Origin of the sequence: Bacillus sp. OV166 (assembly GCF_900177675.1) — a bacterium.
GTDB lineage: Bacteria > Bacillota > Bacilli > Bacillales > Cytobacillaceae > Neobacillus.
This window is the reverse complement of record NZ_FXWM01000001.1, coordinates 4,769,765-4,781,621: the sequence shown is the minus strand read 5'-3', so window position 1 is coordinate 4,781,621 and position 11,857 is coordinate 4,769,765. Positions and strand designations below refer to the sequence as shown.

General features: G+C 37.2%; 11 protein-coding genes. 9 read left to right on the top strand and 2 right to left on the bottom strand.

The genetic code is table 11. From position 1 onward, the window contains the following. Nucleotides 1-3: 3 nt before the first annotated feature. The 9 genes from panD to CCK98_RS23370 all read left to right on the top strand — a co-directional run bounded on the left by panD (nucleotide 4) and on the right by CCK98_RS23370 (nucleotide 8,384). The gene (panD, locus tag CCK98_RS23410) at nucleotides 4-387 is read left to right on the top strand and encodes an aspartate 1-decarboxylase (protein WP_088088775.1); all 384 of its coding nucleotides are present in this window, start codon (nucleotides 4-6) and stop codon (nucleotides 385-387) included. Nucleotides 388-746: 359 nt separating this feature from the next. Continuing rightward, nucleotides 747-3,548, top strand: coding sequence for an ATP-dependent DNA helicase DinG (dinG, locus tag CCK98_RS23405; RefSeq protein ID WP_088088774.1), 2,802 nt, complete (start codon nucleotides 747-749; stop codon nucleotides 3,546-3,548). A 78-nt stretch (nucleotides 3,549-3,626) separates the two neighbouring features. Beyond that, nucleotides 3,627-4,481 carry an ATP-dependent DNA helicase gene (locus tag CCK98_RS23400; protein WP_088088773.1) on the top strand — a complete coding sequence of 285 codons (855 nt, stop codon included), beginning with the start codon at nucleotides 3,627-3,629 and terminating at the stop codon, nucleotides 4,479-4,481. A 117-nt stretch (nucleotides 4,482-4,598) separates the two neighbouring features. Continuing rightward, entirely contained in the window at nucleotides 4,599-4,769 is a 171-nt protein-coding gene (locus CCK98_RS23395) for a YpmA family protein (RefSeq protein WP_088088772.1), read from the top strand. Between the two features lie 15 nt (nucleotides 4,770-4,784). Beyond that, on the top strand, nucleotides 4,785-5,258 hold the full coding sequence (locus CCK98_RS23390; RefSeq protein WP_088088771.1) for a DUF5590 domain-containing protein: 474 nt from the start codon (nucleotides 4,785-4,787) through the stop codon (nucleotides 5,256-5,258). 33 nt (nucleotides 5,259-5,291) lie between these two features. Further along, nucleotides 5,292-6,488 carry a pyridoxal phosphate-dependent aminotransferase gene (locus tag CCK98_RS23385; protein WP_088090527.1) on the top strand — a complete coding sequence of 399 codons (1,197 nt, stop codon included), beginning with the start codon at nucleotides 5,292-5,294 and terminating at the stop codon, nucleotides 6,486-6,488. Between the two features lie 115 nt (nucleotides 6,489-6,603). Beyond that, nucleotides 6,604-7,305, top strand: coding sequence for a DnaD domain-containing protein (locus CCK98_RS23380; protein ID WP_179195912.1), 702 nt, complete (start codon nucleotides 6,604-6,606; stop codon nucleotides 7,303-7,305). A gap of 61 nt (nucleotides 7,306-7,366) precedes the next feature. After that, nucleotides 7,367-8,029: an endonuclease III gene (gene nth, locus CCK98_RS23375; protein WP_088088770.1), complete on the top strand. Its 663-nt coding sequence runs from the start codon at nucleotides 7,367-7,369 to the stop codon at nucleotides 8,027-8,029. Then, nucleotides 8,022-8,384 (top strand): YpoC family protein, encoded by a 363-nt coding sequence (locus CCK98_RS23370; protein ID WP_088088769.1) that lies wholly within the window; start codon nucleotides 8,022-8,024, stop codon nucleotides 8,382-8,384. Before nth ends, CCK98_RS23370 begins: the two co-directional genes overlap by 8 nt. A gap of 24 nt (nucleotides 8,385-8,408) precedes the next feature. Here CCK98_RS23370 and CCK98_RS23365 read toward each other — a convergent pair whose 3' ends face one another. Together CCK98_RS23365 and recU are read right to left on the bottom strand one after the other, a co-directional pair. Next, nucleotides 8,409-11,060 (bottom strand): transglycosylase domain-containing protein, encoded by a 2,652-nt coding sequence (locus CCK98_RS23365; RefSeq protein WP_088088768.1) that lies wholly within the window; start codon nucleotides 11,058-11,060, stop codon nucleotides 8,409-8,411. A gap of 29 nt (nucleotides 11,061-11,089) precedes the next feature. After that, on the bottom strand, nucleotides 11,090-11,698 hold the full coding sequence (gene recU / locus CCK98_RS23360) for a Holliday junction resolvase RecU (protein ID WP_088088767.1): 609 nt from the start codon (nucleotides 11,696-11,698) through the stop codon (nucleotides 11,090-11,092). Nucleotides 11,699-11,857 lie beyond the last annotated feature (159 nt).

Genomic DNA, 11,857 nt, shown 5'->3' with positions numbered 1-11,857 from the left:
ATAATGTTTCGCAACATGATGAACGGAAAAATCCATCGAGCAACTGTTACAGAGGCTAATCTAAATTATGTAGGTAGTATCACGATTGATGAAGACTTATTAGATGCAGTTGGAATGATTGCAAATGAAAAGGTGCAAATTGTTAACAATAACAATGGTGCGCGTCTTGAGACCTATATAATTCCTGGCGAGAGAGGCAGTGGTGTCATTTGTTTAAATGGTGCAGCTGCCCGCTTGGTTCAAAAAGGTGATATCGTTATTATCATTTCCTACGCCCTTATTGCTGAAGAAAAGGTAGCAGCACATAAACCAAAAGTAGCGATCATGGATGAAGACAATCGGGTTAAAGAACTAATCAATGCAGAACCAGCCCTAACCATCATGTAATCCCCAATTTCGGGGATTTTTCTTTTTTATGGACAGTTTAATATAATAAATATACGCTTAGTTAAAGCTCTTAGTTAATTTGGCACCCTGTTGATTGGCGAGGAAGGCGCGAGACTCCTGCGGGAATACGGGGCAAGGGAGACCCCGCAGTCGCTTAAGCGACGAGGAGGCTCCCCGATCCCGCCCGCGGAAAGCGAAGCGCCTGGAGCGGAAATCAACAGGCAAGTTTAACATAACCTAAATATAAAAAAGATCGTAAAGATAATGGTAGAATGGGAAGCATCCTAGTATTGTTTACTTTTTCTTTTGAAGATAATGTGATACCGTTTTAATGAACGAAGGTTTGGGGTGTTAATGAAATGATAAATAAATTCGTCGTAATTGATTTGGAAACAACGGGAAACATTCCAAAAAAGGGTGATAAAATCATCCAATTTGCTGCTGTGGTCATTGAAAATGGAAAAATCACAGAAAAATTTTCGTCATTAATAAATCCGAAAAAATCCATTCCAATATTTATTGAAGAATTGACCGGCTTAAATGATGACATGGTGAAGGATGCTCCTCTATTTTCGGAAATAGCAGAAAAGGTCATGACTTTACTGGATGGGGCTTATTTTGTTGCACATAATGTTTTATTTGACTTGTCTTTTCTTCAGGAAGAATTAATCCAATCAGGTCAGGAAGGGTTCTTTGGCCCTGTTCTTGATACGGTGGAAATGGCAAGAATACTTTATCCGACAGCTGATGGTTATAAGTTATCGGATTTAGCAGAGAAAGAAAATCTTAATCATGATCGCCCCCACCAAGCTGATAGTGATGCACAGGTAACTGCTGAGCTTTTCTTAATTCTTTTAGATCGTTTGACATCCTTACCTAGAGTAACGCTAAAACAGCTTGCACATCTTTCTGGCGGTCTCAAAAGTGATCTACAACAGTTTCTTGATGAAATACTCGTAAACAAAGATGACACGATTGAACAATTTTCGGAGTCGTTCGAGATTTTTAAGGGGATAGCCTTAAAAAGGCTTCCTGAGCAGTCAGGAAAGATGAATAAAGGTAAAGAATATCAATATCCTGCAAGTGAGGATGAAAAAACCGAGTTAGTAAAACAAGCCTTTGCAGCCTTTGAGAAGAGGACAGGCCAATTTACCATGATGGATACTGTGTATCAATCCTTTCAAAATGAAAACCATACATTGATTGAAGCTGGAACCGGTGTCGGAAAATCACTTGGGTACCTGCTGCCGATTGCCTACTTTTCAAGGCAAAAAGAGCTTCCTATTGTAGTGAGCACGCATACCATTCAGTTACAAGAACAAATACTAAAAAATGAAATCCCAATCTTAGATAAAATTTTGCCCTTTAAGCTTAATTCTGTGCTCCTCAAGGGGAGGAATCATTATATTAGTTTAGAAAAGTTTAATCAGACACTAGCAGATGATAATGATAATTACGATACAGGGTTAACCAAAATGCAAATTCTTGTTTGGCTGATTGAAACAGAAACAGGGGATCGGGATGAGTTAAACCTATCAAGCGGCGGGCAAATATTCTGGAATAAAATTAAGAACGAACCCGCTATGTTTATGCAGAACCAAGCTTGGCAAGAAAGAGATTTTTATTTGAAGGCCAAAAGAAATGTGCAAACTGCCGATATTATTATTACCAATCACTCTTTGCTATTAAGTGATATTAAAGGAGAAGGCACAATTTTGCCCGATTTTTCTTTCGCTATCATTGATGAAGGACATCATTTTGAAAAAGTAGCAAGTCAGTTTTTTGGTCATACATTAGATTACTTATCCACCCGGCTCTTATTGGGGCAATTTGGTGTTTTAGAACAAAAACAGCTTTTTTATGAATTGGAGAAGCTAGTTGCTTCTGTACCAAGGAAACCTGAGGTGATGACACCTGCAACTAAGTTAAATCAAATAAATGTTGACCTTGCTTTTGAAACAGACGAATTTTTTCAATTGATTGCTATTTTTGCAAAAGCCAAGCTTACAAATAAAAGAGGAATTAACCGTGCCAAGGTGCGCTTTTCTCTTCAAGACGAGGTAAAAGAAAAAAAGGCACTTGTACACAGTGCAGAAAGGTTTGCCTTTTTACTTAAGGATCTTCATTCAGTCATTATTGAACGACTCGAATGGATCAAAAGGGAAAGTAATTCGTTAACACGTTCCCAAGAAAATAAAATGGAAGAAATTCAATCCTTTCTAAATGATCTATCGGAATTAAGGGACACGGTTATTCATTCCTTTATTAAAAAAACGAACGATGTCAAATGGATTGAAATAGATATTCGTTCACCGCAAAATGTTACAACCTTTATAGCTCAGCCAGCATCTGTGGCCGACCAACTAAATGCACAATTTTTTCAACTTAAAAAAGCGGTAGTGATCACTTCTGCTACTTTGACTGTGAATAAATCATTTGACTATATCATGAAGGAAATTGGACTTGATCCAGTTTCAACGATACAGTTGAACATTCCTTCGCCATTTGAATATAATCAACAGGTTCAACTCTTAATACCAGAAGACCTACCAGAAATAAACACGGTATCGTTAGAAGATTATGTCATATCAATTACTGAGCATATCATCACAATTGCAGAGGCAACAAAAGGAAGAATGCTGCTTCTATTTACCGCCTATGATATGCTAAAGAAAACTTATGAACTAATTAAAGAAAGTGGTTTTTTGCATGACTATGCAATGATTGCCCAAGGGATAACTAGTGGCAGCCGAACTAGGCTTACTAGAAATTTCCAGAGGTATGATAAGGCATTATTGCTAGGGACAAGTAGTTTCTGGGAAGGGGTAGATATACCTGGTGAGGACTTATCCTGCCTTGTAATTGTTAGGCTCCCATTTAGCCCCCCTGATGAACCTTTAACAGAGGCAAAATGTCAGTTAATCGAAAAACGCGGGGGTAATGCTTTTTCTGAATACTCACTACCAGAAGCGGTCCTTAGATTTAAACAAGGATTTGGTCGTTTAATTCGTACGGAAAATGACCGTGGAATTATTGTGGTTTTTGATAAAAGAATTGTAACGACCAAGTATGGGAAGGCCTTTTTGGAATCAATTCCCAATGTTCCCATAAAAAAGGGTAAGATGGATGATTTAGCTGAAATTATTGACTCTTGGTTATAATAAATCAGTTGGACCAATTATTTAATATACTGGATAATATTTGGTAAAAAACACATCCTATATTATGGGAGGTGTGTCATGAGAACCTTACTATTAATAATGGCCATATTCATTCAATCGACACTCATGGTAGAGGCATCAAAGACGACTACTTTAAATAATATTGAAAACATTGATTTAAATATTAAGGATCATGAAGTTGCTGTTACTTTTTTAGGCCTGTCAGAAGGTGATTCAACCCTTATTCAAGGCTCAAATGGTGAAAATATCTTGGTAAATGCCGGTGGGAAAAAGACAGATGCAGAATTGGAAGGATGGCTTTATCTTTACGATGTGAAGGAAATTTCGAAGCTAATTCTTACAAAGAACGAACTAGAGCTTTCAGAAAAACAAATGAATAGGCTAATAACGAAGTATAGTATTAAAGAAATTATTACAACACTGGAGTTATCTACCCAAATAACAAATAAACTAAGATTACCAAATAAACCTGCAGTCGTCACCTGGGGTGAGGGCACAAAAAAAACCATTCTTCCGGAATTGACTGCAGTGGTCGAATTTGTTGGAAATGAACCCAATGAGGGCATGGATTTGACACTAGATTTTTTTAATCACCGCATTTTCCTTATGACTTCATTTACACCACATGCGGAGGAAACCTTGATGAAGAAGAATTTGGAGAATATTAATGTTTTTAAGATTCCTAATTGTGCAATGGATGACTCTTTATCTGAAAAATTAATCCAGTATTTAAATCCGCAAATTTCGATTCTATTTGCACCAGGAGAAGAGGAGCATGACCCTGACATTCTTGTCGATCTCCATGAAACTTGGTCAGAAATCTATACTACCAAAAAACATGGTACCGTCACGATAAAATTCACCGATTCAAACTATGAAGTAATAACGATCCCTGTTGAAGAGGATAACTAAGAAAAAATTAGAAAAATTCATATAATCACTGACCCGCTTTTTGCTTCCACCTGTTATAATAATGGTTGAGATTTATCAATTATTGTAGAGAAATAGGCAAATATTGGAGGAAAAGGGATGGAAAGTAAAATTGAAGTGTTATCAACAGTAAAAATCCAGCACAGTCCGGATTTGTATAAAATTGTTGATGCCCTTAATCGAACCTTGAAGCAAAAAGATCTTATGTTTGGACTGGCACTTGATCAAGAAGATAAAAATACAGCGATTTTTACCATTTATCGTACATAAAGAAGTGAGTGCTTAATGAAAAAGTGGATTATATTTATAGTAATATTTATAGTAGTGATTTTTGGTTTATTAATAAAAGTGTATTTCACATCTGTGGATCCTGTTAAAGCTGCAGAGAAAAAAGCGGTTGCACTAGCCAACAAGGAAATATCTATAAAAGAAGTTGAGGATTTTCATATATATAATGGCATAGAAACTGTTAATGTCATTGAGGGAAAAAATAAAAAAGGTGAAAAAATCATCGTTTGGATTCCTGAAAAAAGTAAAAAAGTTTACGTGAAAAAAGCAAAGGATGGGTTATCGAAAGAAGAAGCCATTCAGAAACTTTTACAAGAAAAAAGTCCTAAAAAGGTTATTTCAGTGCGACTTGGCATGGAAAAAAATATCCCCTTGTGGGAAATATATTATCGTTCTAATAATAATTTAATAAATTATTACTATGTTCACTTTGACACAGGTGAATGGCTAAAGAAAATCGAAAACCTATAGATGTGATGGAGAATGGAGGAAATATTTATGGTAATGGAATTAGCAAATCGAGTGAAGGCACTTACACCTTCAACAACATTAGCAATTACTGCAAAAGCAAAGGAATTAAAGGAACAAGGGGAAGACGTTATCGGTTTGGGAGCAGGTGAACCTGACTTTAATACTCCACAATATATTTTAGATGCTGCGTCACAATCCATGAATGAAGGGCATACGAAGTATACCCCATCAGCAGGCTTACCTGCATTAAAAAAAGCAATTATTAAGAAATTTGAAGCGGACCAAGGGTTAACATATAAACTGAATGAAATCATTGTAGGAAATGGAGCTAAACACGTTCTTTATACATTATTTCAAGTCCTATTAAATGATGGTGATGAGGTTATAATCCCTACTCCATATTGGGTCAGCTATCCAGAGCAAGTCAAATTAGCAGGCGGCGTTCCTGTGTATATCGAAGGATTAGAGCAAAATCAATTTAAAGTAACCCCAGAACAATTAAAGAGCGCCATTACGAAAAATACAAAAGCTGTTATAATAAATTCACCTAGCAATCCAACGGGTGTGTTGTATACAGCAGAAGAACTTTATGAGTTAGGCAAAGTTTGTCTTGAGGAAAATATTCTCATTGTTTCAGATGAAATTTATGAAAAGCTAGTTTATGGGGAAAATAAACATGTTTCGATCGCACAACTTTCTCCTGAACTTAAAGACCAAACCATTGTAATTAATGGTGTTTCTAAATCACATTCGATGACAGGTTGGAGAATCGGGTACGCGGGTGGAAATAAAGTAATTATTGAGGCGATGACAAACCTCGCAAGCCATAGTACATCTAATCCGACAACTACAGCCCAGTATGCAGCAATCGCTGCTTACAATGGCTCTCAACAGCCAGTAGAAGATATGCGCCAGGCATTTGAAAAAAGATTAACAATTATTTTTGATAAACTAGTAGCGATTCCCGGTGTAACATGTGTGAAACCGCAAGGAGCATTTTACCTTTATCCAAATGTAAAGAAAGCTGCTGAATTGACAGGATATCAAAATGTTGATGCTTTTGTTGAAGCCTTGCTGGTCGATGCTAAGGTCGCTGTTATCCCTGGTTCAGGATTTGGGACTCCTGATAACATTCGACTTTCCTATGCAACTTCTTTAGAATTATTGGAAAAAGCAGTGGAGAGAATCCACCAATTTGTTACATCCAAATCAAGCATTGTCAATAATTAAAAGCGTAAAAGTCTGCTAAGGTCTGCAGGCTTTTTGCTTTTAGTTACCAAAGATGGATGCCTAAATCTCTTACTCCGATAATTTGTTCATGGTATACTTAACTGGAGGTGTCCAAATGATGAAAACAAACTTTTTAGCATGGATTCAAGAAGGTAATATCACCGTTCCAACATTATTATTTTCTGAATACCGCAGTCTAAATTTAAATGAATATGAACTAGTTCTTTTATTAAATATACTAACCTTTTTAGAAAAGGGGCATGAATTTCCTACACCAGATGAGTTATCGGCACGAATGACGATATCCATTTCGGAATGTAATGAAATGCTTAGAAGGTTGATCCAAAGAGGTTTTATCGAAATTACCGATGAATATACGAACGAAGGCATCCGATATGAAAAGTATTCTGTCATCCCTTTATGGGAAAGACTTGTCGAACATTTCTTGAAAAATAATAAAGATAACAAGGAAATTGATAAGAAGGCTGACGAAACCGACCTTTATACTTGTTTTGAGAAGGAATTTGGCCGACCGTTATCTCCATTTGAATGTGAATCCCTAGCCATGTGGATGGATGATGATCATCACGACCCAATTATTATCAAAGCAGCCTTACGGGAAGCTGTAATGTCTGGAAAATTAAACTTCCGGTATATTGATAGAATTCTTTTTGAGTGGAAGAAAAATGGGATAAAAACGATAGAGCAAGCGAAAACCCATGGACTTAAATTTCGTCAAAAGCAAACACCTAAAGGAACTGTGAAGGGTGAAACACATCAACCGACTGTGCCCTTTTACAATTGGTTAGAACAATAGTCTTGATTAACGAGGGAATTATCTCTCGTTTTATTCATTTTAATAGTAGTAGGTGATTGTAATGTTGAATAATACCCAAATCCGTTATTGCCTTGATCAAATGGGTGTGATGTTTCCAGAGGCACACTGTGAATTAAATCATTCAAATCCATTCGAACTAGTCATTGCTGTGGCCTTATCGGCACAATGTACCGATGTGCTCGTAAATAAAGTGACTAAATCGTTATTTGAAAAATACAAAACACCTGAGGATTATCTTGAGGTTTCACTAGAAGAATTACAAAACGACATTCGTTCGATTGGCCTTTACCGAAATAAAGCTAAAAACATTCAAAGCCTTTCCCGAATGGTATTAGAAGAGTATAAAGGTGAAATCCCAATGGATCGTGATGAGTTAACAAAGCTGCCTGGTGTGGGCAGGAAAACAGCAAATGTAGTTGTGTCCGTTGCTTTTAATGTACCTGCTATAGCAGTAGATACTCACGTTGAAAGAGTGAGTAAGCGTCTAGGGATTTGCCGATGGAAGGATTCTGTACTCGAAGTGGAAAAAACATTAATGAGGAAGATTCCAAAAGACGAATGGTCAGTTACACATCATCGCTTGATATTTTTCGGCCGCTATCATTGTAAAGCCCAAAATCCACAATGTCCAAGCTGCCCACTAGTAGAGCTATGTAGGGAGGGCAAAAAGCGGATGAAAGGTCAGGTTTCTATCAATGGATAAAAAGGTTGAGAACATTTCCAACCTACTGAAGGAATGGGAAAATAGTAAGGTCCAACTCGAAGCTTTATTTCGTGAACGAGATTATGAAAATGCAAAAGTGCTGATGGAAAAGGGAATTCTAATTTTTATTCAGTTCTTGGCTTGGTCAAATGAAGTGCCTGCAACTCTGGATGAACCTTTTAACTCTAATAAATTTGAGTTTAAACCTGTTAATGTGGAAGAACGGTTAGTGTTTATCATGTCTAGACCTAATCTATATCATTCCTATCGCCAGTTATCAGAGTTAATGGTGGAGCAAGAAAAGCTGTATTCGAAAAGAAGTATACTAAAAAAAGCGTCTAAACCTAAAGGTTAGACGCTTTTTTACTATTCATTTTAGTTAGGGTAATGTTGTAGATGTACCTGAATTTGCTCCATCTACTGTCCCATTGTCGACTGGGGTATCTGGTGGAGTAGTAACGCCGTCATCTTGGTTGTCAGTTCCTGTGCCATTACCCGTACCGTTACCATCGCCAGTACCAGGACCAGGACCAGTACCGTTGCCATTCCCAGTACCAGTACCATTTCCATTGCCGTTACCGGTCCCATTCCCATTCCCATTGTTTCCATTGCCGTTACCGTTACCAGGATTTGTACCATTGCCAGGATTGGTATTACCTGGGTTTTCTTCTTGAATAGGTAGTGGTATGTCAATAGATGCCGTTGCTGGGTCACTTGTTCGATCACCACTGATTGCTACAATCGTGAAAGAATATTTAGTACCAGGTACCGCAGGTATGCTTAAAGATGTTCCTGCTTGATTATATTGCTTTTGACCAGTCCCGCTATTTACCGTTACAGAGAAAGTAACATTTGCATTGTTGGAATTATTGTAATCCCATGTTAAGTTAATATTTTTATTTACTTCATCATATTTGGCATTTAGTTTTTTTGGAGCATTCAGCTTGTCATACCTTTGGGAGACACGCTTAGGTGCATGTCCCTTCACAGCATACTCAGTAATAACTTGACTTCCAGGGGTATATTTACTTGCCAATACCGGCGGCATCGAGCCTCTTTCAATACTTACACTTTGAACGCTGTTTGGCATTGTAAAGTCAGGTGTATCTATATCCTTTGATACATGTTCCATTAAGTTTTTAAAAATTAATTGGGCTAAACGTTGATTATTTCCGACCGCGTTGATGGGTGTACTTCGGTTTTTGTATCCTGTCCAAATAGACGCAGTGTAATTAGTTGTATATCCAGTAAACCAGGCATCAGGAACGGACCTGCTGCTCGGAATACCCCATTTTTGTATTTCCTCATCAGTATAATTCGTTGTACCGGTTTTACCGGCGATTGGAAGTCCGGGAACTTTCGCCCTTGTTCCTGTCCCAGGAGATAAGAGGACACTTTTTAACATATCGGTAATCATAAAAGCGGTCGAATCTTTCATTACCACTTTTGGTTCAGGTTCCGTGCTAATAAAGGTTCCATCACGCAACTTGATTTTTCTAATAGCATGTGGTTTTGTATAAATGCCATTATTGCCAAAGGCGCTATAGGCACCAGCCATTTCAAGTGGGGAAACCCCCGTTTTAAAGCCGCCAATTGCGTAGGATTCAAAAATTTCTTTTAAAGGAATACCTAAACCAATTGCAAAGTCTTTGGCTTTATCAAGACCAACTTGCTGTAGAGCCTGAACCGCTGGTGAGTTTCGTGATAATTGCAGTGCAGTTCTAATCGTCATCGGTCCTTTATAGCTTTGGTCCCAGTTCCCAAACTTTTTCCCGGATGAATAGGTTATTGGTTTATCCTCAATCATTTCAAAAGTTCCCCAATTTAAATATTCAATCGCGGGAGCATAATCAAGCACAGGCTTGATTGTTGAACCTGGTTGACGTTGTGTATCGATGGCATAGTTAAACCCACGTTTTACTTTTTGGTTCCTTCCGCCTCCAATTGCCCGAATTTCTCCAGTTTTTGTATCAAGGAGAGCAACCCCAGCTTGGAATTCATCATCTGGATAATCAATAATGTCTGATTTATTAAGAATGTCTTCTACATATGATTGCGCATCTGGATCCAGAGTCGTATGGATCGTTAAACCATCTGTAAAGATATCAAAATCAGACGTTTCTTTCACTTCATCAATAACAGCATCAACAAAGGAATCAAATGGTTTTTCTTTTACTTGACGCTGCTTTTCATTTAATACAGTTGATTTAACAGAAACCTTTTTCGCATCTTCCATTTCTTGTTTTGAAATATAACCATGCTGATGCATTAATGTTAAGACGATATTTCGTCGCTTTTCAGCTAAATCTGGATGATCAAAAGGATTATAATTATTAGGACTTTGCGGCATCCCAGCAATTTGGGCAGCCTCTGATAATGATAAATCTTTTAATTCTTTTCCATAAAAGATTTTTGCTGCAGTTGCAATACCATGGCTATTTTCAGAAACATAAACCTTATTTACATACATCTCGAAAATCTGGTGTTTAGTATATTGCTGTTCAAGCTGATAAGAGAGCCAGGCTTCTTCGACTTTTCGCTTTAAGGTTTTTTCAGGAGTTAAAAATGAGTTTTTAACCACTTGTTGTGTGATGGTACTGGCACCTTCAGAACCAAATCCATGTTGGATATTAGCTAACACAGCACCGCCTAATCTAATCGGGTCAATACCATGGTGTTTGTAGAAACGGTAATCCTCGGTTGCCAAAATGGCATTTTCAACTACTTGTGGTATGTCTTTGTAATTTACATATTCCCGATTAACTGCACCTACTTCAGTAATCAACTTGTCATCTTTATCTAAAATCTTCGAAGGGATTGGATCTTTTAATAATTTTGGGTCAAGTACGGGAGCATCCTTTACTAAGTAGGCGAAAGTCCCCACTCCCGAAAGTATTCCAATAATACCAAGGGCCACTAATGTTAGAAAAATTTTCTTTATTAATCCACCGGATTTTTTCTTGGTTTTTGGTTTACCTTTGGTTTGGAGTTTCTTTCGGCGCTCCTCTCTTGATTGGTACTGTTCTGACATGGTAATATTCCTTCCTTTCGAGCCTTCTCTCAATTATGAAACTTATCTATAATTTTAATATAGTCAATTCGCGGTTGAAAACCAAGTGGGATCTGATGTCCTTGTTGTTCCACTTCCTCTTTGGTTATCGATTTTCTGCCGCCATTATTCATTCGTTTCCAAAATGTTAACAAGTGTTTTGCTTCGAGTAAAAAAACCTGCTCATATCTTGTAAAACGAAGGATAACAAAACAAATACCTCCTTGATCCAGTACTTCTTCCATATGCTGTATCTGGTGTTGATGGAAATTCTTTAATGGAAAAGAGGAAGGGTTCTGTGTTTCTTTAGCTTCGAAATCAATATACTTTCCTTTATAAACACCATTATAATCCGTGGTGGAGGCTAGTTTGAAATATGCCTCTTTAATTACAGCAGCACTACGGTTCGGATAATCAACCTGGACAATTTGGACCGGCGTTGGTTTTTTATGAATAACAGCTACTTTTCTCGCACGGTAATATTCATTTGTCTCATTTAAGTCTTCCTCAAGTGTCATTCCTCTGTTACTATAAGAGCCATTTTTCTTTTTTTTATTGATATTTTCTGTGTTCTGTTCTCTTGGTACATACCTTTTTCCGTTTGGATAGTTAAAGTTCACGTTTTACACCTCTCAAACTCTTCCTTATCATATCAAATCTTGACGAGAAAGGGGTGTATAAAATACATTTGCATACACACTCTAATAACAATTGTACTGAGAATGCTAAATTTATACATGATGCATTTTTCATAAAAGGATTTAAACTCAATCATAGTA

Excerpts from the sequence above, each read along its gene's own strand:
- panD (WP_088088775.1), top strand. The coding sequence starts at position 4 with ATGTTTCGCAACATGATGAACGGAAAAATCCATCGAGCAACTGTTACA.
- dinG (WP_088088774.1), top strand. The coding sequence starts at position 747 with ATGATAAATAAATTCGTCGTAATTGATTTGGAAACAACGGGAAACATT.
- CCK98_RS23400 (WP_088088773.1), top strand. The coding sequence starts at position 3,627 with ATGAGAACCTTACTATTAATAATGGCCATATTCATTCAATCGACACTC.
- CCK98_RS23395 (WP_088088772.1), top strand. The coding sequence starts at position 4,599 with ATGGAAAGTAAAATTGAAGTGTTATCAACAGTAAAAATCCAGCACAGT.
- CCK98_RS23390 (WP_088088771.1), top strand. The coding sequence starts at position 4,785 with ATGAAAAAGTGGATTATATTTATAGTAATATTTATAGTAGTGATTTTT.
- CCK98_RS23385 (WP_088090527.1), top strand. The coding sequence starts at position 5,292 with ATGGAATTAGCAAATCGAGTGAAGGCACTTACACCTTCAACAACATTA.
- CCK98_RS23380 (WP_179195912.1), top strand. The coding sequence starts at position 6,604 with ATGATGAAAACAAACTTTTTAGCATGGATTCAAGAAGGTAATATCACC.
- nth (WP_088088770.1), top strand. The coding sequence starts at position 7,367 with ATGTTGAATAATACCCAAATCCGTTATTGCCTTGATCAAATGGGTGTG.
- CCK98_RS23370 (WP_088088769.1), top strand. The coding sequence starts at position 8,022 with ATGGATAAAAAGGTTGAGAACATTTCCAACCTACTGAAGGAATGGGAA.
- CCK98_RS23365 (WP_088088768.1), bottom strand. The coding sequence starts at position 11,060 with ATGTCAGAACAGTACCAATCAAGAGAGGAGCGCCGAAAGAAACTCCAA.